This window comes from Staphylococcus nepalensis, from assembly GCF_002442935.1.
Lineage (GTDB): Bacteria > Bacillota > Bacilli > Staphylococcales > Staphylococcaceae > Staphylococcus > Staphylococcus nepalensis.
Map to the genome: position 1 here is coordinate 2,414,545 of NZ_CP017466.1, position 24,397 is coordinate 2,438,941.

A 24,397-nucleotide genomic window follows, 5' to 3' on the forward strand; every position below is an offset into this window, starting at 1 on the left:
CAACTTCAATAAAGTCAGGAAGCTGAATGTTTTTATTTATCACTTATTCAAAGCAGGTTGACGTATGACATCGCCTACTTTATTTACAGTAACTTTATACTCTTTGTTAGCAGTCGAATTATAAAATGTATAAGACATACCTTGTTTAGACGCTTGGACTTGTTTCAAAGTAGCATAGTTACCTAGTGCATCTTTTGCATATTTTTGTGCTATGACTTCTGATTCATGTGGTGAAATACGTGGTTTATTTAAATCCGGGTTATCTTGAACGCGATAGCTGTTATCAAATATTCTTGCATGGTTATTTTGGTCTACAGTAACTCTATAATATGTATTTGGTTTTTTCTGATTTTTAAATGTAAATACATAGTAAAATGCTCCTTGACATGTACGATCTATCCCGTAATCATTATATTTATTTTCAGAATGGTTATCATCATTCACAATAGTTTGAGCTTTACTTAAAGCTGCTGTAAACTGAGGCAAATTAGTTTCCCCAGAGGTTTTATCTTTCAAATGATGTGTCGCTGATGATGCAATTGGTACATGATTTTTTGCATTATATGGCTTTTCTTTTTTCTTTTCTCCCTTTGCATCTGAGTGAGCGTTGTTATCTTTCGTTTTGGATTGAATCGCTTTATTTGTTTCAGAGTAACTCGAGATTGTCTCATGTACTTTAGCAAGTGCTTGCTGGTTAGTAACTAATACCAATAAAAATATGAAACAACACGAAAGCAGAAAAGCCAATATCGCCAATAGTAAATTTTTCAAGTTTATCCCCTTAATTCATTCTCTCTTTATTAATAACAATTTCATATTAGCACATATATTTAACAAAAAACTTATATAGACCGCAATTTAAAACAATTGTAACTTCTGTAACATAAATATTATATGTGCAATTAATCTTAAACATACGTGTCATATTTAGTGCTGTTTTCTAACAAAGGAATTTGTATTAATTAAAGAGACAAACACGTCAATCATATTTTTCTATCACATATAAGAAGAAGCGGATAGCCATCTTTTTTTAAAGACTGCTGCCCGCTCCCTCTTTACGTTATCAATACCACACAATTTCAAATAAATTGTAATTATCATTTTAAAAGATATTTCCAACTCTTATTTAAATACTTTTAGACTGACTCATACATTTTATTCGTTATCAAAAACTTTCACAATGTTAAGTTATATCCAGTTAAGACTTTTTTGTCCTCTTTTGAATTATTTTTTCAACAAATATTACTATCATACCTATAAACATTACTAATATTGCCATATATAATGGAAATTCAAAGTTCACATCATATAAACTACCCGCGACTAAAGGACCGATGAAATTTCCCATACTTGTAAATGTAGAGTTTAGCCCACCAGCAAATCCTTGTCGGTTGCCAGCTATATTAGAAAAATAATTTGTAATAGCTGGTCGAATCATATCAAAACCTATAAATACAACAAAGCTAATGACCATAATTGACCAGTAACTATGCATCAATGTCAATGCGAGTAATATTATAGCAGAATAAAGCAAAGCATACGTAATAAATGTAAGCTCTTCAAAATATTTCATAAACTTATCAAAGAAAAACACTTGGAAGAGTGCCCCAAAGATACCTCCACCTGTAATTGCAAGTGAAATATCTATAGGTGAATAATGTGCCTTGTCCGCTGTATATAATGGGAATAACGTTTCAAACGCTGACAAACCAAACGCTAATACGAGCGTCAAAATGACCGGAGTAAGAAACACTTTCCAATTTATTTTAGAAAGTAATTCCGGTTGATATTGAGTAAAGCCATCTTGTGTCTCATGTTTAGGATTTTTAATTAATGTAACTGATAATATGAGTGCAATCACACCACTTGTACCTGCTACATAGAATGGTAATCTATGTGAAAATTCAGCTAGTAAACCACCTAGACCAGGACCTAAAATGAAACCAGAATTAATAATGGCTGACATATAACCAAAATTCTTTGCTTTGTCTTTTCCTAAAGAAATATCTGCAATCATACCAGTAACCCCTGGCATAACCATACCAGCACTGAAACCACCTAAAATTCTGGAAACGATTAATAGTGGAAATGTGTAACTCGCTGCAAATAAAAATTCTGAAATAGCAAAAAGTGCGAGACCGATACAAATAATTAATTTTTTCCCTAATTTATCTGCAAGCGTACCACCAAAAGGCGAAATAATCATTTGCGCTAGTGCGAAAACCGCAACAAGAATACCTAAGTCACTACCTTTTAAACCTAAATCCTTTAAATATACTGGTAGTACTGGTACAACCAAACCTATACCTAAAAAGACTAAAAATATATTAAAATATAAAATATAAAATTGTTTGTTCACGCTTTTCACTCCATTCTTTCGTAGATTTTAAATTGTTTTTGTTTTACATTATCTTATTCGAGGAATGCATAATATTAGAACATTCTATAACATTTTCTAATAGAAACACAATAGAAAAATTCAACTTCATAAACAATATTATACATCTTATAAATAATTATTTGTATAATGTAATTAAAGTTAATCATTTGAATGGAGGTTTCAAAATGGTATATCAAGTTGATGGCAAAACAATTGTATTAGTGTTAGAACAAGGGGAAGATATTGTCGACGCAGTGACGGATATTGCGCGTGAACAAAATGGTAAGTTTGGCACAGTGAGTGGCGTAGGTGCCTGTGATGATGTAGAATTAAATTTCTATAATTTAGAAACTAAGTCATATGAGAAAAAAGAAATTAAAGCGCCTTTAGAGTTAATTAGCTTGTTAGGTAATATTTCTCATATAGACGAAAAGCCATTCGCGCATTTACATGCAACATTTGGCACCGATAAATATGAAACTTTAAGTGGTCATTTAACAAAAGCAGTCGTTTCTGCCACGGCAGAAATTGTTATTACAATGACAAATCTCGATATCAATCGTAAACACGATGAACATATCGGTTTGAATTTACTAGATTTATAGCTGTTTGTGCATTAAGAGGTAAAAAAAACTATTCTCGTTTATACAAACATCACTATATAAATATTTATGACAAATTAGCACTTCATAAGGCTTCAAAAATACATCTATTTAGTAGTTTTAGCAATATAGTCATCCTATGTAAAGGGAGTAATCATAAGAAACCAAACTAAATGCTTTGCTTTCTGATTCACTCCTTTTCATTAAAACAGTTTTCATTACATATAGACTATGTTTATAATTGAAATTTATCAGGTGAACTTGTATTATAAATATCCATATTCAAAATTTTGTGTTCATATTCCCTTGAGCAATGCGCTTTTATGGGAATTTTTGTTTTCATATGGTTTGTAACATTGACTATAAAAGGCTTAAACGCTCATATGGTATAAGTGGTGAATATCTGAACAAACAACAAATTCTGGTTATAAAACTAGATTATTACCCTATTCCGCTTATATAAATTTAAAAAGAAAGTAGGTGTAAGTATGGCCCCCCGTTACATTGCTAGGACAGTATTCCTAATATTAATGATTATTTCTATTTTCTTTAATCATTTTTATCAATTTATGACATTGAATCTTTTTCTAGCATATATACCGTTTGAACTGTGCTTACTTTTAAATTTATTTAAACCTAAATATAAATATGAATGGCCATTATTCATTGTCTTTATACTCATATTTTTATTCATGGTTCCTAATACGTTGTACATGGTGACAGATTTAATACATTTAAATCAATTTACTTTCAATTTTTACCAAGGTTTAGTCATCGTTGAATGGATGTATTTTACATTTCTAATTTCAGGCGTGTTGCTTGCATTATATTTATTAATTTTAATGTTTATAGAAATAGAGCACTTTACTAGTGCTCATTGGTTTAACAGAATATTAATATTAATCATGATGATGCTCAATGGTTTTGGTATATACATCGGACGTTTTTTACGTTTACACTCTGTTTACCTTATCAACGAACCTCTTAGGATATTTAGAGAAGTAACAAATAACTTAAACCTCGATGCTTTACTTTTTATAACATTACTCGTATTACTACAAATATTGATTTATGCGTTTGCGAAAGGAGTACGAAGTGCAAAATGACCATCAATCTTTTAATATTAATTATTGTACTCATCGTATTTCAGTTAATCATTGGGCATTTACTTCATGACATAGGGTTTTCCTATACTAAAAGTATTTTGCTCATGTGTTTGCCATTGGGCGTAGGTTTATTTTATCTACAATTGTTTTACTACGAACGCCGTCACCCTAATTGGCATGTCTCTATTCAAGAAAAACTGAAGTTAAAATATATGTATATCTTCACTTTCTTTGAATATGTTGCTGTATATATATGTATTTTCAGAATGTAATTAGAGACAATTGAAAAAATAATATAAACTAAACCCCACAGAAATGTTTATTCATCATTCTGTGGGGTTTTATATGAACGGAATATCAATCTTTTTAATGCTTCACTAACCCATTAACCATTGATCCGATTGCTAAACTTATACATTTTTAAGAGACTGTTTTACTTCTTGTACAGCATTTGCAGAAGTTTGTAACTGGTTTTGTTCTTCATCTGAAAGTGTCAGCTCTAGTACATGCTCTATACCATTTTTTCCTAATATTGCAGGGACACCCAAACAAATATCTGAAAAACCATATTCACCATTTAAAAGTGCAATGGTTGGTAGTAAACGCTGTTGGTCTTTTAAAATAGCTTCCAACATGCTATATACCGCTGAGGCAGGTGCATAATATGCTGAACCTGTGCCTAGTAATTCGACAATTTCAGCACCACCTTTTCGAGTGCGTTCGACAATCTCATTAATCACACTTTCATCTAAAAGGTCAGTCAATGGAACGCCATTAACATTTGTAGCTTTTACAAGTGGAACCATCGTGTCTCCATGCCCACCCAATACTAAACCTTTAATATCTTTAACGGACACACTTAAAGCTTGTGCAATAAATGTTTGATATCTTGCAGTATCTAGAACGCCAGACTGCCCTATTACACGATTTTTAGAAAACCCTGATGTTTTCAAAACTGTATACGTCATCGCATCAACTGGGTTTGTAAGAACCACAATTTTACAGTCAGGCGCATATTTAATAATTTCTGTTGTGACTTCTTCCATTACTTTTTCATTAATTTTGACTAAATCATCTCTACTCATCCCGGGTTTACGTGGTACCCCCGCAGTAATAACAACGATGTCAGAATCTTTTATATCCGAATAAGCTACTGATCCAAATACATTTACATCAAAACCATAAATAGGACTACTTTCTAGTATATCTAAAGCTTTACCTTTGACTTGCCCTTCATTCTTAGGCTGATCAATCAATACTACATCTGCTAATTCACGTTCGGCAATAAGAAACGCTAACGTTGAGCCCGTATTGCCGGCGCCTATAATTGAAATTTTTCGCTTTGTCATAATGTCATCCCTTTCAGCATTCGATTTATACATCATTATAACATCTAGCATGTGGAATAATTACACAATAAGAATCAAAAGGTGCATTCAATTTCTTTGAACTTATCATTACTTTTTCTTATATTTTCTTTGACGCTTTACCCATTTCCAAATAATAAAAATAATCAAAATAATAAGTACAATATAAATAATTTTAGAATAAATATCCATGTAATGCACGATTGCTTTCCAGTTACTGCCAACAGTTTGTCCTAAATAGATTAATACTACATTCCAAATCAACGTACCAATAGTAGTAAATAATAAAAATAATGGCATATTCATACGCGTTAAGCCTGCTGGTATTGAAATCAAACTTCTTAAAAGGGGGACGAAACGACAGAAAAATATAGTCCAATAACCGTATTGTTCAAACCACTGAATTGTTTTATCCAAGTCACTTTCTTTTACGCGTATTACTTTGCCATAACGGGCTACAATTTTATATAAATTGCGTTCACCTATCCAAGCACCGATACCATAGAGTGCAATAGCCCCAACAACGGATCCCACTGTAGATGTTAACGCGACACCAACAAAACCTAAGTTAGCTTGTGTGGTCATAAAACCACCAAAGGTTAATATAACTTCTGATGGTATAGGCGGAAAGATATTCTCCAAAAATATCAGAAATGCAATCCCCCAATAGCCATATTGCTCCATAAAATGTGTAATCCATTGCTCCATGTATTGCCTCCTGATTATTTAGTTCATGTACTTTTTTGGTACTACAGTAAATTGTTTGCTTTAGCGTATAAATACATTGTCATTCCAAATAATGCTAGAGATAGTAGCGTTAATATGACAGCTAAAACCATTACGCGTTTATAATGTTTAATAAATGCAACAAATAATATCCCTCCATTATATAGGAAAAACAAACCAAATAATGTCATCATTACATTAATATCGGGGTAGATAATGTTTAATAAAGCAATTATCAACGCGAATCCTAAAAATGGGAAATTAATAAAATTGCGTTGAAATTTAAACTGATTTCTATAATGTTGTTCGTTTTGATTGTTCATCATTTACGCTCCTTCTATTTTAAAACTAAGGAATATCATGACCTAAAGAAGCTGTATAAATATCAAACCATTCTTGATCAGTCAACGATAATTCCATACCTTGTAATGCTTCATCGACACGGTGAATTTTTTGCGTTCCAAACACAGGCATAATAGATGCTGGATGCTTATTTAACCAGGCCATAATAATTGCCGTTGTTGTAACTTGGTATTTTTGTGCTAACGGAGAAATCACCGCTGTGATTCTTGCCGTTTTTTCATCTTCTAAATCAAATAACTTTCCTCCAGCTAATGGACTCCATGACATCATTTTAACATCATCTTTATACATGTGATTAATTGTTCCATCTTCAATTGCGTCTAATGTATAAGGTGAAACTTCTAATTGATTTAAAGTAATATGCAATTTGTCACAAACTAAACATTTACTCAATAAATCATATTGTGATTTATTGAAATTAGATACACCAAATGATTTAATTTTCCCTTCTTTCACTAAAATTTTAACGGCTTCTGTTATTTCATGAGGATCCATTAATGGGGAAGGTCTATGAATAAGCACAGCATCTAATTGTTCTATTTGTAATTGCTTAAGCGAGCGCTCGACAGATTGTATGATATGCTTTTTGCTGTGGTCATATCGATGACCATCTGCTTGTTCTATTTTATTTGAAGGCAATATAATGCCACATTTAGATACGATCTCAAGATGATTTCGTAAATTGGGTGATAATTTGAGCGCTTCTCCAAAAATTCCTTCACAAGTATAATTGCCATATATATCTGCATGGTCCATCGTCGTTATACCACGTTCGACCAATTCATTAATATAGCGATTTAACTGTTGTGGCGTCCACTGCCAATCTTTCGCTCTCCAAAAACCTTGTATTACATTTGAAAATGATACATGCTGGTTAATCTTTACTCTATCCATAATAAATCAAACCCCTTTCTTTATTTCATTGATGTAAATTATGTGAATTGAAGCATATCCAATTGATTCCGTAACTTATTCTCGTCTAATTGCTCACCAATAATAACTAGCGTGAGTGGCAATGCTTCATCTACAATTTGATAATCAGGCAAACCAAATGCATATTGAAACTCATAAATATCATTAGGCATATCTCTAAACTTTACATATCCCTTTAATCTTAGAACATTATCTGGTAAGCGTAAAATAAATTGATAAAACAGCTGCCTATTAATCGGACCAGAAAAATGATAATTTACACTATTTATACCGTGATGATGTGCATGAGTGCTAGCTTTAACACCACTATTGTCTGAAGTTATATGAATATTATCCATACTTAAATTCGCGTATGTGGTAAAGTACTTAGAAGCGGTAGGGTTAATTTCATTTACTGCCATATCCATTACCTGTTTATTATGGTCAATAAGATCCATTTTATTCATAACAATCGCATGACACACAGCTAATTGCTCTTCCATTAACTGTATTGTATGCTTTGTATATTGGCCACGATTTAAGAATCTAGGCCCGTCTACTAAGCCTATCACCGTTGGTGGATTGACTTGTTCAACAATTTCTGGGTCTTGGCATGCTGCAATAATATCAATCGGATGTGCCAAACCTGTAGCTTCAATTATTATATGGCGCGTTGCACTTTTGCTAAGAAAATGTTTTAATTGTTTTATTAAATCTAGTTGCAAATCACAGCATACGCAACCATTTAATATGGACACAACCTCAATATCATTGCTTATTGCATGGCTATCAATATCTAAATTACCGTATTCATTTACGATAACTGCTGGGTTTTCATTGTTTTTTTGTAAATACTTTATATATTTGCTTAAGAACGTGGTTTTGCCACTTCCTAAAAACCCTGTGATGACTGTAATTGATGTTTTTTGATTTTTAATATTTTTCATATACTCACTCATTTCGTAATTAAAAATGTTTGCGTAAAACCTTAATTATTCTTATAATTAATCTTTCACTTGATAAAATATTGATTTTCTTCTAAACTTTATACATACTTTATTTTAGCATGGCACAGTGCGAAAGTATGTTTGAGGAAGTGTTACACAACATTAGACGGATTCAAATCCGAAACAGAAGGAAGAAAACGGATAGAATGTCTGGAGGAGAACTTTATGTCTGAACCACTTAATTTAAAGGATCAACTATGTTTTAGTTTGTATAACGCTCAAAGACAAGTAAATCGCTACTACTCAAATAATGTCTTTAAAAAATACAAGCTAACATATCCACAGTTTTTAGTTTTAACAATCTTATGGGCTGAATCACCTGTTAACGTGAAAAAAGTCGTTACTGAATTAGCGCTTGATACAGGCACTGTATCACCATTACTGAAAAGAATGGAGCAAGTTGATTTAATCAAACGTGAACGTTCTGAAGTCGATCAACGTGAAGTATTTATTCACTTAACAGATAAAAGTGAAGCAATCCGTCCTGAATTGGATACTGCATGTCAAGATGTAGCAATTGCATCTTCACTAAGCTCAGAAGAAAACAAAGAACTAAACCGATTACTTTCTAAAGTAATTAACGCCTTTACAGAAGAAAAAGCAAAATAACGCTAAGTATTAAATGTTTAGGTTGAACTACCTCAAATTGGATAATCTAAATATATTTGATTGATGATAAGGTGTACAGGACAGCAATGCATTTTGAAAAAGAAGCATTGCTTACTGTCTCGCCAAGACATTGGTGGATTGCATTAGAACTACTTGGTATAAGTTAGTTTATTTTTAGACTGATTCACCAAATACCAATATCAGATTAAGAGGCTGAGACGTTTAATAATGTCTCAGCCTCTTCTTTAGTATCTATTAAAATTTAAATTTACAACTGATTTATCGTTACCATTTGATATAAATAACCTTTGTTTGCTAATAGTGATTGATAATCACCATATTCAATGATTTCACCATCGACCATAACTGCTATTTTATCAAATTTTGGTAATAATCTTAAGTCATGAGTTGCAACAATTAAGGTTTGTGCTTGTTTATGAATTTCTTCCATTACAAGGTTCGTATGATAAATATCTAAAGCTGTCGTTGGCTCATCAAGGATCCATATAGGCGCTTCCTTCAGCAGTAATCTTGCAATACCTAGCCGTTGAATTTCTCCACCTGATAATGTATTACCAGAAAGCGTAATATTTCTATCTAAGTCTATATGCGTCAATCCTAATATATCGAAAACTTCTTTTATTACCTCATCCTCTTCATCTGTAAATAAGTTATCACGTACTTTACCATCAAATAATTGTTGTGTCTGTAATAATGCGTTAATGGCATCATATTTATTTGAATCTAAAATGTTTGTGACATCTTGTTGATTTATTAAAATAGCTCCATTATCACTTTGATAAAGACCTAACATCAATTGTAACAATGTACTCTTTCCTGAACCTGAAGGTCCAATAACTGCGATATGTTCACCTTCATGAATATTTAATTGAACTGCTTGCAAAGTATATGTGGATTGGTTCCAATATTTAAAGTTAACATTTTGAACTTCTAATAAAGGTTTATTGCTAGTAGCAGTTAACTCTAATTGCTCGTCCCCTTGTTTCATTGGATGTGCGATAACTTCATTTATATTACTTAAAGCTTCATCTGTGTCTGCCTTGTAATATGCAACATTGCTCATAGGTATAGCTTGTTCAAATAGTGTCAGCATCATTAGCACAATGCTTGTCAAATAGACAACATCTAATTGGTGATTTTGCACTTGTATTACACCCAAAGATAAAGTAGCAAATAAAGCAATCATTGATACTACATTCAAACTAAATTCATACAAAGATAAAAACCGTTGCTCTTTTGCTTGAGCTTGTTCATATTTACCTAATTGGTTTAAAACCCTTTGTTCATACAAAGCCGTTTGTTGGAAACGCTCTAATTCTTCATATCCTTCTTTATAGTCATAAAATTGATTTAAAAACTGACCTTGTACGTGGTTAACCCGTTTTTTGAGTGTTTGCGCTTTTTTAGCACTTAGCCAAGGTATCAATACCAACGTTATTAACATACTTAAAAATATGATTATTGCATGAACATAAGAAAAATAAAATGTTACAATCATTGCAATCAACGCAGTTAAACCTATAACGACCGGCGGGTAATAGACTCTTAGATAAATGTTTTGCAGTGATTCTACACTACCTACCATACGACCAAGAAGATCGCTTGAATTAAACTTTCTATAAACATCTGGTACAACAGGTATAATCCGTTTAAAAAATTGTACTCTGACATTTCTAAGCATAGTAAATGTTGTTTTATGCGATAATAGACGTTCAATATATCTTGCAACAGCTCTTAAAAATCCAAAGAATTTGACAGTTACGATTAATATCATTAATGCAAATAGTGGTGCACCGAGCGCACTTTGGGTTACCATATAACCGCTTAAGAAAAACATACCGAGTGCAGTTAAACTACCTAATACGCCAACAATAATAGATAATATTAAATCTTTATCTAGCTTAAATTGAATACGTGGTCTCATCACATGTCACCACCTTTATATTCATTTTCGTTTGTTACTTTGTTAGATTCAACCGTACCTTGATTAATTACAATACGTCTATCTGCATTTTTAATTGTATTCTCTCTATGAGCTATCGTAATAATAGTAGTATTTTTAAATTTTCTACTGATTGCTGATTGTATGATTTGTTCTGTTTGCACGTCTAACCCTGTTGCTGGCTCATCAAAAATCAATACATCAGGTCGCATTAATAACAGTCTTGAGAGTTCGATTCTTCTCATTTGTCCGCCTGATAGCATTTCTCCTCCCTCGCCAATCCAGGTATCTATACCGTCTTTTAAAATATTAACTTGTTGTTTTAAGTCAACATCTTCAAGGACTGCAAATATCTGATTATCATCTATCTCTTGAAACATCGTCATATTATCACGAATGGACGCATTAAAAATATATGGGCTCTGACTTAAAAATCCAATTTTCAATTGTTTTTTCTGATAAGTAACAGACCCAGTTTGCTGTATAAAATGTTGCGCGATTACTTGGGCTAAAGTAGACTTGCCTGCACCACTTTGACCAATTAATGCAATATGCTCTCCATTATAAATATTTAAATTGATATGCTTCAATGCCCGATGTTTCGCACCTTCATATTGATAGTCCACATTCTCAAGTTGAATTAAAGGCGTTTGCTGTATATTGGTCGGCACTTCGCGTTTGTTAATTGTTTCTTGTCGATCTAATAAATCAAACACAACGTCGCTTGAGCCTTCACTCTGCTTTCCTGTATGAAAAGATTGACCTAAATCTTTGATTGCATTATAAAATTCTGGAGCTAGAATAATGGCGATAGCTGCAGTTTTAAAGTCTATATTGTGAAATAAAATTAACCCTAACCCTGCTTCTAACGCGACAAGACCAATACCTAACATACTAATAAATTCCAACATTAAACCCGATAAAAATGCACTTTTTAAAATACGCATTGTTAAATCTCGAAATGTTGTACTTTCTTCGTATAAAGCTTGTTCGGTAGTCTTTGTTTTATTAAATAGTTTTAATGTGATAAGTCCTTTTATTTTATTTAAAAATTGTTGACTAAATTGATTTAAATAAGTCATTTTGTCTTTCGACTCATCGCGTGTTTTTAGTCCAAAAATGATATAAAATAATGGGATAAATGGCGCTGTTACAATCATAATTAACGCTGTATTCAAATGAATAAAACACATGGCGATAATGATAAATAAAGGAATCATCATTGATTTGAATACTTGTGGAAAATAACTATTAAAAAATGGTACGATGCCATCGATATTTTCTGTCAGTGTATTAATTTGAACACCGATTGGATCTGAAGATTTATTTAAAATCAATTGACGGCGCAAATCATATTTTACTCGTGTAGACATACGATCGCCTATCATTTGATTCATTGTATTAAATGTCGCTCTTGCTAATAAAATAATTAATGTTATCAGTAGTAAAATTAACAAATCTTGATGCGTATTACTTAACATTGCATTTAAAATTTCTGCTATAGCAATATTTTGAATAACTACAGTAATAGCTAATAATGCACTGATTACAAACATTAAAATAGGATAAGTTTTATATTTTACCGCTAAATTTGTTAATCTTTTCACAATTATCACCTAGTTCATATTATATAGGGATTATACAAAAATTAAATCAATTCGCTCATTGATTTATGTATTTTTATGAATGTAATTCATACTTTTGTCATAATTATAATTTTATTATTAAAACCTAAATTACATTCATGTAAACCATTCTTTTTTGACAATCCTATTTAGTTTTTGGATTATAGTAGATAATTCTATGTTTTTCTTGCTTTATTAAGACATTTAAACGAATAAACATTAAGCTAATCTAAAAATTTTTATTTTCTCTCGGCCTTTAGTCCAAATTCATATATATCTGTAGCACATTACATTTTTAATGTGCTATTATTATAAAATGAAAATAAATAAATTATAATCCATAATACGAAAGTAGGTTAATTATGATATTGATTGAATTAATAAAAGGTATCATTTTAGGGATTGTTGAAGGCTTAACTGAGTTTGCACCGGTGTCTTCGACTGGTCACATGATTCTTATAGATGATATGTGGCTCAAATCAACTCAATTTTTAGGTTCAGAATCCGCATTCACCTTTAAAATTGTCATTCAACTAGGATCCGTTTTCGCAGGAGCTTGGGTATTCCGTGAACGTTACTTTGAAATGTTACATATAGGAAAATATAGAGGTGAGCCTATCGACGGTATAGGCCAAAAACCAAAACGTCTAAACTTGTTACATATTATCGTTGGTATGATTCCAGCAGGCATTTTAGGTTTATTGTTCGATGATGTTATTGAAAAATATTTATTTAGCGTCCCAACAGTTATGGTTGGACTATTTGTTGGAGCAATTTATATGATTATTGCCGATGTGTATAGTAAAAGAGTAGCTCACCCTAAAACGGTTGACCAAATAAACTATTTCCAAGCTTTTGTGATAGGTTTATCTCAAGCCATTGCTATGTGGCCAGGTTTTAGTAGATCAGGATCTACAATTTCTACAGGCGTTTTAATGAAAATGAATCATAAATCAGCTTCCGATTTTACGTTTATTATGGCAGTACCTGTGATGTTAGCCGCTAGTGGATTATCTTTATTCAAAAACTTTGAATATATACAATTAGATCACTTTGGTTTTTACTTATTAGGCTTTATTACAGCCTTTATTGTTGGTTTAATTGCAATCAAAACGTTCTTATTCTTGATTAGTAAAATAAAACTCATTCCATTTGCTATCTATAGAATTATTTTGGTCATTATTATTGCTATTCTATACTTTGGCTTTGGTATAGGACAAGGTATTTCTGGTCAATAAAATGAGATTAAATACCAATTAATACTTGAAAAACTATTGAAATTCACCAAAAATTTCAATAGTTTTTTTAATATTTCCCTTTAATAATCCCAAGCAATAAATCCTTGAAAGACCGTATATTTACCGTTTATTTTCATGTATCATAGGGTAATAAGTAGATAGTATAAAATTATTGGAGGCAACGAGTATGGACAAAAAGCAATTAATCAGAACAATCATCACAGTAGCACCTGTGTTTTTAGTACCGTTAATCGTTGAACGTAAACGTATTAAGGATCACCCTGATGTTAAAAAAGCAAGTGATGCAACTGCTAAAGCTTCAAAAACAGTAGCAAACAAATCTGTTCAAATTAAAGATACAGTGGTAGACAAATCTGCTAATGCTAAAAATTACGTAATTGATAAAAAACACAATATTGAACAAAAACGTGAATTAAAACGTATTGCTAAAGAACATGATCCTGCTTATATTGAGAAAAAAGGCGAAAAACTTGAAAAAGAAAACCGCAAAGAAGCAGATAAAATGAATAAGACGCTTCAAAAAAATATAGATAAACGTCATAAAGAAGAAGATAAATCACGTCAAGAAAACGAAAAACAACGCATCCATTCAATGAAAAAATCTAACAAACATATGGAAAAAGTTGGCATGACACCAGGAAAACTTGACGAAGAAACTGAGAAAAAAGGCGAAAAATTAGAAAAAGAAAATCGCAAAGAAGCAGACAAAATGAATAAAAAGCTCCAAAAAAATATAGACAAACGTCATAAAGAAGAAGACAAAGCTCGTGAAAAAAATAAAAAAGCGCGTTTAGCTGAATTCAAAAAATATAAAGATTATGTTGCTAAAAGTATTGTTAAACAGAACGATGAAGAAAAAGGTAAATAAACATTATGGCTCAAATCATAATTGACGGAGATGCTTGTCCTGTTACCAATTCAGTAATTGAATTGACTAAAGGGACAAGCATCTTTGTTACCGTCGTTCGTAGCTTTAGTCACTTTTCTACCACTATACAACCTGACCATGTCAATATTATTTACGTTGATGATGGACCAGATGCTGTCGATTATAAGATTGTTAAGCTGGTCCAACCAAATGATATTGTAATTACACAAGATTATGGTCTTGCAAGTTTATTACTAAATAAAGCCAAATTAGTAATGCATCATAAAGGTTTTATTTATAATCAACATAATATCAATACATTACTTGAACAACGACATGCGAGTGCACAATTTCGAAAAAGTGGCGGTCGTACTAAAGGACCGTCTGCTTTCACATCAGAAGATGTCGCTTTATTTGAACAAAGATTTTTGTCTATTATAAATGAATCATCATTATTTACGGAGGAATGACATATGAAAAAAATTGCTGTTTATTGCGGTGCAAGCAAAGGTAAAGATGCTTCTTATATGAAAGAAGCATATCATTTAGGTCGTTATATGGCTGAGAATGGTTATGAACTCATATTTGGCGCAGGTTCAGTGGGAATCATGGGTGCTATTCAAGACGGTGTATTAGACTATGGCGGTTCAGCCATTGGTGTCATGCCGAATATGTTAAATGAACGTGAAATCACCAGTACAAGATTAAGTGAACTTATTTTAGTTGATTCTATGCATGAAAGAAAAAATAAAATGGCTGAATTAGCAGATGCATTTGTTATGGCACCAGGTGGCGCAGGGTCTTTAGAAGAGTTTTTTGAAATGTATAGTTGGGCACAAATAGGTATTCATCAAAAACCGATTGCTGTATTTAATATCAATGGTTTTTTCGAACCTTTACAATCGTTAATTAATCATATGATTCAAGAAGGCTTTATAGACGAAAAATACAAAACACTTGCCCCACTTTGTGACAGCCCGAAAGAACTGTTTGACTCCATTCATAACTATAAACCATTAGGTGTTAGAACATATGATTAAAAGTATAAAAATATGAATAAATCATAAATAGCACAAGCTTCAAGATAATAGAGCGGGGTGACGAATTCTTTAAAATGTAGTCCTTCCCCGCTCTCTTTTTATAATTATCTAAATAATATATTCAACAATTGTTTTAATATGAGACATGCAACAATGATGATAATAATGGCTGAAATTTTATTTAATACTATGATGTATTTACCTGTTCTATCAACATGCCCTACAAATTTACCTGCAATTGCCAAAAATATAAACCAAATCCATGAAATAGTTACCGTTGCCACAGTAAACAACACTTTATCCGAACCTTCATATAACGCAGCATTGGTGCCAATAACGCCAATCGTATCCATTATCGCATGTGGATTTAATAATGATACAGATATTGCGAACCCTATTTGTTTTCGTGCTGTCATAGAGTAATAATGTTCAAGTGTTTGTGGCTGTTCTTTCCACAATGACCAAGCCATATAAATAAGAAATACAAAACCTATGCAATAAATGATAATTTGTAATACCGGTAAAGATAATAATATAACGGAGACGCCTAAAACAGCTAACATAATTAAAAATGTATCACATAGCCCCGCAGTTATAATGACTGGCATTGCCTTGATTAATCTTTTATGATTTGCTCCTTGATTAAATACAAATACATTTTGCGCACCTAAAGGTAAAATCAAACCAAAGGCTAAAATCAAACCATGAATTAATGGTTGAATCATCCTATCTTCCTTTCTCTTTGTAATAACACAACTTTCCAATATAAAATCATACCATCATCTTCAAAACACATTATTTAACCAACCAATTTATTTACATCTTTAAATCATATGTTGATATAATCTGTTCTCCCTTAACTCATGCTTAATGTTAGTATATTGCCTATAAGAAGTTATTTGTAAACTACAAATTAGAATTAAATATTTGAGGTATATCTCCTAATCTATTCCTCTATATTAAGTATGATACAATAATTTCAAATTGATTTTATCAACCAGCTACAAACTAAAAAACCCACCAATCATTCAAAGGAGAAGTTTTAATGTTCATGCCAAAATACAAGCGAATTATTGATGATATATTATTAAAAATACATGACGGCGATTTAGAAGTAGGGATGAAACTCCCCTCTCAAAGAAATTTAGCTAATCACTACGGCGTCAATCGTTCAACTGTTATTCAATCATTAGAAATATTGCAAAGTTATGGTGTTTTAGAAAGTAAAGAACGTGATGGTTTATATGTGTCGAATAGTAAATGGAATACTTACATTAATCACAATATGAATTGGCATGAATATATTCACAATAGCAGCTCAAAGAACAATCAATACTTTATACAAAGAATCAATGAATTAGAGTTTGATGAAAGTTTATTACGTTTAAGTACAGGAGAACTTAGTCCAGATTTAATTCCAAACGAAAAATTTCGAAATATCTTTTCCAAGCATCTGACAACGCCTCTCAATACAAATTATGAACACCCTTTAGGGAATTTAAATTTAAGAAGCGCTATTGTAGATTACGTAAAAAAAAGAGGTATTCAATGCAGTGAGGATAATATTTGTGTTATTTCTGGAGCATTGCAAGGGTTAAAACTTATTGCTGATGGACTGCTAATACCGCATTCAAAGATTATTATAGAAACGCCTTCATATATAAATTCAGTGCACACGTGGCATAATATTCGAGCAGACCTTAAATTTCTACCAATTTCTAAGATTAAACAACAAATTAATAATATTTTTAATGTTAACACTCAAAATCAAAATAATATCTTCTATTGTATACCAACTTTACATAACCCTACGCAAAATTCATATACACAGGCAGAAAAGTATAAGCTAATTCAACAATGTAAACAGGCACATATACCAATTGTCGAAGATGATGTATATGGTGATTTGTGGTTTGAGCATCAACGCCCTCAACCTTTAAAATCTTTAGAAGATAGCGATAATATATTATACATCAGTAGTCTATCTAAAACAGTTAGCCCGGGGCTAAGAGTAGGATGGATTATAGGCAAGCCATCTGTTGTGATGCATTTAGCAGATTTAAAAATGCAAAATGATTATGGCGCAAGCTCATTATCACAATTTGTCGCTACTGAATGGTTAAAAAACCCTGCATACCATGAGCAACATTTAACACATCTAAATCGAGCACTTTCAATACGGCGTGATAAATTTTTAGACGCTTTAAATAAACATTTTCAAGCACTTGGTACCTGGACTGTCCCCCAAGGATCTTATTATATTTGGTTCAAATTAAATGTGCCGTTGAACATGAAATTACTGTTTGATTCAGCTATTCGTCACCATATTTTAATCAACCCTGGTGAAATATACGATAAAAACGCGCGAAATTATATTCGTTTTTCTTATTCTTATATAAATATTGAAGACATTGATTTTGCATTAGGCACCTTGAGTAAACTAATCAAAAACCAAATTTGTAATAAAACAAATTAAATATCTAACAAAATTTGCATAATAATTAAAAAGAGGGTTAACTGATTATAACCACCAATCAGTTAACCCTTTTTTAAAGGTCTTGTTCTTTATTTTGCTTTTTTGTTAAATCTTTAAAATATCTCACGTGCCTTTTAAGTGGATGATATTTACTTAGTTCTGGGTATTCAAAATAGTCATATCGTTCCATACCTATTTTTTCCATTACTTTACGCGAAGCAGCATTGCTTTCAGAAGTAAATGCATAAACTTCGTTAATGCCCTGTTGTTTGGCGTATGTTAGCACTGATTCTGCACCTTCAGTAGCCAAACCATTTCCCCATACTTCAGGTATCAAACGCCAACCAATTTCATAAAATGGTAATTCATCAAATGAATATTTACTTTCTTTAGGTACATAATTCAATCCGATAAAACCTAACCATCCATTTGTTTCTTTTAATTCAACAGCAAAAAGTCCAATACCATAATTTTTTATGATTTCATTCATTTTTTTCATATCATGTTCTGAACGTCTATAACTCAATAAACTTGGGAAATATCTACGCACTTGGTGGTTCGCATTCATCTGTTGAAACGGGAGTAAATCCTCCGCCTGCCAATCCCGTAATCTTAAACGCTCAGTTTCTATATAAACGGTCATATGTTACACCTCTAAACTGAAAAATAAATTTCTATAGAAAAGTAACGCGTTATGATTATCCTCATATCGCGCTACTACATGTATCAAGCGTTGCTTATGCTCTTGAAATATAACTAATTAACTCAACGTTCACAGCCACTTCTTTTAAACGACCACGTTCGCTTTTTGGCGCAGTGAATGTTGCGTCTATAAAATCATTTCTATGATTTAATTTGTAAGTAGCAACAAACGTATCAGTATCCGACTCAAAGTTAGGTAAATGTGCTATAACACGTTTAATCTCACCAGTTGAGTCTTTAATTTCTCTGCCTGTTATATGCTCAATTTCTCTACCTAATTCTGGTAGTGTAATAGAACGACCTTCCAATAAAATAAAATCTTTTTCATGCATTGTTATTCCCTCTCTCCTTATGAAAAATGCTTCTTTATAAACTTCGAATCATAAAGTCAAAATCAATAAATTAAAAATTGTCCCATTCATTAATCAGACTTTTAATTTTAAATGTACTTTTACAATTTTATTTATGCTCATTATGTTAATGATACCCATTATAACAATTAGTAAAACGATAATACAATCATTTCCTGGGAAATACAGTATTATTATTTTATAAACTGATTTAATTTAATTACAAATTATGTTTCAGCACTGATGTCTTTTTCTAAATTTTTAGATTTATCTTGAAGTTTGTCTTTTTCTTTTTCCAAATCTTTTTTCTGTTTTTCCAAATCTTTATTTTGTTTTTCTAATTTATCAATATCTTTCTCTAGCGATGCTTTTTCGTCATTTTGCCCGCACGCTGTAAATAATACAGTTGATGCAAGTATGAGTGCTAAACACTTTTTCATGTAAGAACTCCTTTTTAATGTCTTAATATTAATATAATTTTATCATTTTTCACTTTTATCTTCATTATTTATTGTTAATCTTTTACTCATTATCACCTTTTTTATATGATAACCTTGTTCTATATTGAGCCCTTGCATGATGCTATTATCGTTTGCTACTGTACTTTCAATCTCAACTGCACCTTTAGCATAAGCCCATAATTCAATCTCTTTTTTTAATGATTGGGCTATACCTTGATGACGATACGGTTTAGCAACATAAAGTATTTCTACAACGACTTTTTCTTGTTGTTTCAAATATCTGGCACAAATAAATGCAATTAATTGTGAATGCTCCCTTTCAATTAATACAATATCCGTTTCAGCTTTTAATCCACGTTCAATCATTTCTTTACGTAAAGCAACAGTGATCGTTGTCTTTTTATAATTTTCATATTGTTGCTCGAGTTCTTGTTCATGAATTTCAGCAATTTCACTTAGATATCGTTGTTCTGATAATTTTAATTGTTCCATAATGCCTCCTTTAAATGTGTTATTGATTTATATTACTATATTAGTCATAATTAGCTTTATCAATCTATTTCATATTAAGAAGGAATGTGATGTGACAATGAAATCTACTGATAAATTAATGCGTGAAAATAATGTGAAAGCATTACGTTTAAATAATACTGATCGTGATACATTTGAAAATTATATGACATACGTAAGAGCCGATTTAAGTGTAAATCCACATGACTCTGAAAAAATGTTAAATCGTGTATTAAACCAATTGCTAGAAGCTGAAAAAGATGGTGCGCTAGCAATGGAATTTTTTGATCATGACCCTAAAACCCATGCTAAGAAAGAACTTAGACGTTTACCTAATGAAACAATAAGAAATATTTTCAAATATATTATAAGACATATTATGCTTTTTGTTGGTATCTTTTGTTTCCTTAAAGGTTTTGCAGGTTTTTTTATTGGTGCTAAACGGTTATATCTATATACCTTTCCAATCACATTATTTGTCGGTATTGCGATTATCTTTTTCTTTATTTGGATGTTGTTCAAAACCGTTCAAATACGTTGTTTTAGCACTTCACATTGGGCATGGTTTTTAACTTATCTAGTTCTTTTGCTATCTGTATGCGGGATATTTTACGTATTTTTCATACCCCAAACTTTTTTGGCCATAGGTCCTTATATACTCATTAATAATTGGACATTTATCATTATTTCGTTCATTTTCATTCCAACTTCACTTTATATCGATCATCACTTCACTAATAAAGATACGAATGCTTCTTTATAATCTAAATATTATAAACAAGCTATCATAAATTACCATATAACAAAAACACCCCCTTCAAAGTTCTCACTTTTTAAGTGTCTACATTGAAGGGAGTGTTTAAAATTAAATAATGCATGCACAATTTTTATAAATGTTTTAATTAAGACATTGTCATGCTTTCTTTCTTTTCTACTGCAACATTTATAAATAAGAATATAAGGCCTATAGCCGTTAAAATTGGCGCAACTAAGCTTAGTGATGCGACTGGTAAATTCGTTACTACGACGCCTCCAATAAATGCACCTAATGCGTTACCTAAATTAAATGCTGATTGATTGAGTGTGCTGGCAAGTGTCGGCGCGTCTTGAGAAATTAATGTACTCTTATATTGAAGTGAAGGACTCATACTGAAACCTATGAGGCCAAAGAAGAAAATACCTGCTACCATCAACAATCCATTCATTTGGACAAAGTATAGTAAGATGAAATATAAGATAAACACACTAAATATAATTTTTAGTGCTTTATTCAAATTCCAATCCGCAAGTTTCCCACCTACAATATTACCTAATGTGACGCCCACACCGAATATAATCAATAGATAAGAAATTAAGTTTTCTTGTACATGTGAAACATCAATTAATACAGTTGATATATAAGTAAAGTATGCAAATACACTACTAAATCCAAAAAGTGTAACTGCTAAAGTGAGCCACAAACGTTTTTCTTTTAATATTTTCAATTCATTTAAAACAGAGGATTTCACAGTTTCTTTTTGCATTGGCACAAATATAATAATACCAATTAATGCTAATGCACCTATGATAGAAATAATAATAAATGTCATTGGCCAACCGAAGTTTTGCCCTATTAATGTTCCAAATGGCACACCTAATATGTTACTCATACTTAACCCCATAAACATTAATGCCATCGCACTAGCGCGTTTTTCAGGCTTAACCATGCTTGCGGCTAATATTGAGCCTATACCAAAGAATGAACCATGAGCTAATGAAGTGATAATTCTACTTGTCATCATAAAACCATAACTTGGACTGAATGACGCTGCAAAATTACCGATAATAAATATGGTCATTAACGCTAATAATAAGTACTTTCTGTTCCATTTAATGGTTAACATCACAATGATAGGACCACCAATTGCAACGCCTAAAGCATAACCAGTGATCAGCTGCCCTGCTTGGCTAACACTAACGTCAAAGTCTCGAGCGATATTAGGCAACAACCCCATTATTACAAACTCTGTCATACCGATTGCAAAAGCACCGATTGCAAGCATCCATATGGCAATTGGATATTTCATTTAAGACACCCTTCCTATTTCCGTTTTTTACACATGTTTGTGATTATACTAAAGTAACCACAGCGAAAACAAGCGTATTGCTTAAAATTTTTCCAATACATTATATTAATGCGCTTACATAAATTACCTTTTTTATTTATTGCTATATAGCCACCTCTGAAGCTTCAAAAAAGCAATACAAAATAAAAAAACTAGTAATTATTTAAAAATCAAACCATAAACTTTATACATGTTTATGATTGAATATAACTACTAGCTTTTGGGTTTAATTGATTAATAAAGCATCGATAAAAAACCATATAACCATAATAACCATGATGATTGCTTGCGCAATAGAACTTGCTAAAAACGCTATAACTGAACCAAAACTTGCTTTTAACGCTTTCGACAAATTCGGCTCTTGTATTAACTCTACCGCTAATACGGCCACAAACGGAATAATAATTATTCCAAAAGGTGGAAAGACAAAACATCCTATTACCACACCGATTAATGCTGCATATTCACTTAATTTAGAACCGCCAAATTTGTTTACAAAATACTTATTCATAACAAAGTCCGCTATAATAATAAATACTGTAAACAAGATCATCGATACATAAAATACCCAAGATAAGTTTTGATTATCAAAACCAAATTGATAAATCAAAAAACCTATCCATAATATAAGCACTGAAGGAATAATCGGTTTAATAAGCCCGATGAACGCCAAAACAAATGACGCTATAATGAATAACCATAAAATAAATGTCATCAAAACCTACTCCAAACTTTCTTCCGTAAATTTTTGTTCTTTTGTGAAGTATATTAATATCATACCTAAAAAGATAGAACACGCAGAAACAAAAAACACATTGCCTAAACCTACCCAATGGCTCATAATTCCCCCTAAAAGGTTACCACATAGTTGTCCTATTACCATTGCATTCGCAAACAGCGTAGATGCGTAACCTGGGAAATCAGGTAAAATATCTTGGAAGTAACTAATACCTAAACCTAACAAAATAGCTAGGAAAATAGCTAGAAACACTTGTCCTACAATCATCATTACAATACTGTTAAACACACCAATACTAAAGTAGAACAACCCTCCAAATAGTCCACCTAGTAGGAGTAAAGTTCGTGTAGTAAGTTTAGCTGATAAAATGCCTAATATGACCATAAATGGTACTTCTAAACCTGCACAAATACTTGCTAAAACGCCCACGCGGCTCTCTGGTTCTTTTAAATAATTGGTAACATACAATGGCATATTCAAGGTATACATCCATTGACCAATATGCAATAAAATGAAAGCTAAAAACGGTACAAATAGTACTTTATCACGTAACATATTCGGTGCAGCCGCTTCTACATGCGTACTGTCAGCAACTGGACGCTTCGTTTTAATGTCTTTAAAGAAAAATACTTGTAATAAAAGTGTAATTAAAATGATTGTTATCGTTCCGCTAAATAATCCTGCATATCCTTTAAACTCTAGTAACAATGCCCCAATTAGTGGACCAAATAAGAAGCCAAATGAAAATATCGAACGTAAAACCGCATTGGCAAATTTAGCTCTATCTTTTGAAGTAGAAGTATTTATGGATTCTCTTGCCGATGCATACATTTGAGGCATAGCCGGAGCAAAACATCCTTGAAAGATGGCATACATTGCTATAAATATCCATATCTCATGAATATAAAAATAAATTGAAAAACTGATTGCTCCCATAAAAAGTGCAGTAATGATAATGACTTTCCTGTTGATACTATGTGTATCAGAAAAACGCGCTACAATTGTATTCATAGTAAATTGACTAATTGCGGCTAACGCTAACAATAAACCGTACTGAGTAGATGTCATACCTAAATCATTTGTAGCGAATAAAACAAGATATGGCACTGTAATAGCAATCCCCATACCTAACAACATCATATTAACTACAAATAATTTATAATTTTTTATATGTAATAGTTCTCTAAACATTTAGCAGCCTCTATTCCTATTAATTTCAATTAGCTT

At 31.7% G+C, this 24,397-nt stretch carries 27 protein-coding genes; 10 read left to right on the top strand and 17 right to left on the bottom strand.

From position 1 onward, the window contains the following. Nucleotides 1-39: 39 nt before the first annotated feature. A complete protein-coding gene (locus BJG89_RS11565) occupies nucleotides 40-771 on the bottom strand; it encodes a hypothetical protein (protein ID WP_096810736.1) in 732 nt (243 codons plus the stop codon). 427 nt (nucleotides 772-1,198) lie between these two features. Beyond that, entirely contained in the window at nucleotides 1,199-2,359 is a 1,161-nt protein-coding gene (gene norA, locus BJG89_RS11570; protein WP_096810737.1) for a multidrug efflux MFS transporter NorA, read from the bottom strand. Between the two features lie 206 nt (nucleotides 2,360-2,565). On the opposite strand from norA, the gene BJG89_RS11575 reads away from it, so the two are divergent. From BJG89_RS11575 to BJG89_RS14835, 3 genes are all read left to right on the top strand, one after another. Then, on the top strand, nucleotides 2,566-2,985 hold the full coding sequence (locus BJG89_RS11575; RefSeq protein ID WP_096810738.1) for a PPC domain-containing DNA-binding protein: 420 nt from the start codon (nucleotides 2,566-2,568) through the stop codon (nucleotides 2,983-2,985). Between the two features lie 485 nt (nucleotides 2,986-3,470). Next, nucleotides 3,471-4,088 carry a DUF1361 domain-containing protein gene (locus BJG89_RS11580; RefSeq protein ID WP_096810739.1) on the top strand — a complete coding sequence of 206 codons (618 nt, stop codon included), beginning with the start codon at nucleotides 3,471-3,473 and terminating at the stop codon, nucleotides 4,086-4,088. After that, nucleotides 4,085-4,360 (top strand): hypothetical protein, encoded by a 276-nt coding sequence (locus tag BJG89_RS14835; protein ID WP_096810740.1) that lies wholly within the window; start codon nucleotides 4,085-4,087, stop codon nucleotides 4,358-4,360. Before BJG89_RS11580 ends, BJG89_RS14835 begins: the two co-directional genes overlap by 4 nt. 138 nt (nucleotides 4,361-4,498) lie before the next feature. Here BJG89_RS14835 and mdh read toward each other — a convergent pair whose 3' ends face one another. The 5 genes from mdh to BJG89_RS11610 form a co-directional block, all read right to left on the bottom strand. After that, nucleotides 4,499-5,437, bottom strand: coding sequence for a malate dehydrogenase (gene mdh, locus BJG89_RS11590; protein WP_096810741.1), 939 nt, complete (start codon nucleotides 5,435-5,437; stop codon nucleotides 4,499-4,501). 108 nt (nucleotides 5,438-5,545) lie between these two features. Further along, nucleotides 5,546-6,163: a DedA family protein gene (locus BJG89_RS11595; RefSeq protein ID WP_096810742.1), complete on the bottom strand. Its 618-nt coding sequence runs from the start codon at nucleotides 6,161-6,163 to the stop codon at nucleotides 5,546-5,548. Between the two features lie 41 nt (nucleotides 6,164-6,204). Further along, entirely contained in the window at nucleotides 6,205-6,504 is a 300-nt protein-coding gene (locus BJG89_RS11600) for a hypothetical protein (protein ID WP_096810743.1), read from the bottom strand. 25 nt (nucleotides 6,505-6,529) lie between these two features. Then, nucleotides 6,530-7,438 (bottom strand): aldo/keto reductase, encoded by a 909-nt coding sequence (locus BJG89_RS11605; RefSeq protein ID WP_096810744.1) that lies wholly within the window; start codon nucleotides 7,436-7,438, stop codon nucleotides 6,530-6,532. 38 nt (nucleotides 7,439-7,476) lie between these two features. Then, nucleotides 7,477-8,403 carry a CobW family GTP-binding protein gene (locus tag BJG89_RS11610; protein ID WP_096810745.1) on the bottom strand — a complete coding sequence of 309 codons (927 nt, stop codon included), beginning with the start codon at nucleotides 8,401-8,403 and terminating at the stop codon, nucleotides 7,477-7,479. A gap of 225 nt (nucleotides 8,404-8,628) precedes the next feature. On the opposite strand from BJG89_RS11610, the gene mgrA reads away from it, so the two are divergent. Next, entirely contained in the window at nucleotides 8,629-9,072 is a 444-nt protein-coding gene (gene mgrA / locus BJG89_RS11615; protein ID WP_096810746.1) for a global transcriptional regulator MgrA, read from the top strand. Between the two features lie 268 nt (nucleotides 9,073-9,340). Here the strand turns inward: mgrA and cydC are convergent, their stop codons facing one another. Next, the gene (cydC, locus tag BJG89_RS11620) at nucleotides 9,341-11,017 is read right to left on the bottom strand and encodes a thiol reductant ABC exporter subunit CydC (RefSeq protein WP_096810747.1); all 1,677 of its coding nucleotides are present in this window, start codon (nucleotides 11,015-11,017) and stop codon (nucleotides 9,341-9,343) included. After that, nucleotides 11,017-12,642: an ABC transporter ATP-binding protein/permease gene (locus BJG89_RS11625; protein WP_096810748.1), complete on the bottom strand. Its 1,626-nt coding sequence runs from the start codon at nucleotides 12,640-12,642 to the stop codon at nucleotides 11,017-11,019. The genes cydC and BJG89_RS11625 overlap by 1 nt, the downstream gene beginning before the upstream one ends. A gap of 380 nt (nucleotides 12,643-13,022) precedes the next feature. Here BJG89_RS11625 and BJG89_RS11630 point away from each other — a divergent pair, with 380 nt between their 5' ends. From BJG89_RS11630 to BJG89_RS11645, 4 genes are all read left to right on the top strand, one after another. Continuing rightward, entirely contained in the window at nucleotides 13,023-13,898 is an 876-nt protein-coding gene (locus tag BJG89_RS11630; RefSeq protein ID WP_096810749.1) for an undecaprenyl-diphosphate phosphatase, read from the top strand. A 187-nt stretch (nucleotides 13,899-14,085) separates the two neighbouring features. Beyond that, nucleotides 14,086-14,787 carry a hypothetical protein gene (locus tag BJG89_RS11635; RefSeq protein WP_096810750.1) on the top strand — a complete coding sequence of 234 codons (702 nt, stop codon included), beginning with the start codon at nucleotides 14,086-14,088 and terminating at the stop codon, nucleotides 14,785-14,787. A 5-nt stretch (nucleotides 14,788-14,792) separates the two neighbouring features. Then, a complete protein-coding gene (locus tag BJG89_RS11640; protein ID WP_096810751.1) occupies nucleotides 14,793-15,257 on the top strand; it encodes a YaiI/YqxD family protein in 465 nt (154 codons plus the stop codon). Between the two features lie 3 nt (nucleotides 15,258-15,260). Next, entirely contained in the window at nucleotides 15,261-15,827 is a 567-nt protein-coding gene (locus BJG89_RS11645; protein ID WP_096810752.1) for an LOG family protein, read from the top strand. Between the two features lie 104 nt (nucleotides 15,828-15,931). Here BJG89_RS11645 and BJG89_RS11650 read toward each other — a convergent pair whose 3' ends face one another. After that, a complete protein-coding gene (locus BJG89_RS11650; protein ID WP_096810753.1) occupies nucleotides 15,932-16,552 on the bottom strand; it encodes a LysE/ArgO family amino acid transporter in 621 nt (206 codons plus the stop codon). 320 nt (nucleotides 16,553-16,872) lie between these two features. Here BJG89_RS11650 and BJG89_RS11655 point away from each other — a divergent pair, with 320 nt between their 5' ends. Next, nucleotides 16,873-18,303, top strand: a complete 1,431-nt coding sequence (locus BJG89_RS11655) for an aminotransferase-like domain-containing protein (protein ID WP_096810754.1) — start codon at nucleotides 16,873-16,875, stop codon at nucleotides 18,301-18,303. A gap of 73 nt (nucleotides 18,304-18,376) precedes the next feature. On the opposite strand, the gene BJG89_RS11660 is transcribed toward BJG89_RS11655, so the two are convergent. The 4 genes from BJG89_RS11660 to BJG89_RS11675 form a co-directional block, all read right to left on the bottom strand. Then, nucleotides 18,377-18,946, bottom strand: coding sequence for a GNAT family N-acetyltransferase (locus BJG89_RS11660; RefSeq protein ID WP_096810755.1), 570 nt, complete (start codon nucleotides 18,944-18,946; stop codon nucleotides 18,377-18,379). Between the two features lie 94 nt (nucleotides 18,947-19,040). Continuing rightward, nucleotides 19,041-19,337 carry a hypothetical protein gene (locus tag BJG89_RS11665; protein WP_096810756.1) on the bottom strand — a complete coding sequence of 99 codons (297 nt, stop codon included), beginning with the start codon at nucleotides 19,335-19,337 and terminating at the stop codon, nucleotides 19,041-19,043. 245 nt (nucleotides 19,338-19,582) lie between these two features. After that, the gene (locus BJG89_RS11670) at nucleotides 19,583-19,795 is read right to left on the bottom strand and encodes an SA0632 family lipoprotein (protein ID WP_096810757.1); all 213 of its coding nucleotides are present in this window, start codon (nucleotides 19,793-19,795) and stop codon (nucleotides 19,583-19,585) included. Nucleotides 19,796-19,837: 42 nt separating this feature from the next. After that, nucleotides 19,838-20,308 (bottom strand): GNAT family N-acetyltransferase, encoded by a 471-nt coding sequence (locus BJG89_RS11675; RefSeq protein WP_096810758.1) that lies wholly within the window; start codon nucleotides 20,306-20,308, stop codon nucleotides 19,838-19,840. 97 nt (nucleotides 20,309-20,405) lie between these two features. Between BJG89_RS11675 and BJG89_RS11680 the strand changes: the two genes are divergently transcribed. Further along, nucleotides 20,406-21,089: a DUF1129 family protein gene (locus BJG89_RS11680; RefSeq protein WP_096811239.1), complete on the top strand. Its 684-nt coding sequence runs from the start codon at nucleotides 20,406-20,408 to the stop codon at nucleotides 21,087-21,089. Between the two features lie 139 nt (nucleotides 21,090-21,228). Here the strand turns inward: BJG89_RS11680 and BJG89_RS11685 are convergent, their stop codons facing one another. From BJG89_RS11685 to BJG89_RS11695, 3 genes are all read right to left on the bottom strand, one after another. Beyond that, entirely contained in the window at nucleotides 21,229-22,392 is a 1,164-nt protein-coding gene (locus BJG89_RS11685; protein WP_096810759.1) for an MFS transporter, read from the bottom strand. Between the two features lie 265 nt (nucleotides 22,393-22,657). After that, a complete protein-coding gene (locus BJG89_RS11690) occupies nucleotides 22,658-23,146 on the bottom strand; it encodes a DUF456 domain-containing protein (protein WP_096810760.1) in 489 nt (162 codons plus the stop codon). Nucleotides 23,147-23,152: 6 nt separating this feature from the next. Next, nucleotides 23,153-24,361, bottom strand: coding sequence for a sugar efflux transporter (locus tag BJG89_RS11695; RefSeq protein WP_096810761.1), 1,209 nt, complete (start codon nucleotides 24,359-24,361; stop codon nucleotides 23,153-23,155). Between the last annotated feature and the right edge of the window lie 36 nt (nucleotides 24,362-24,397).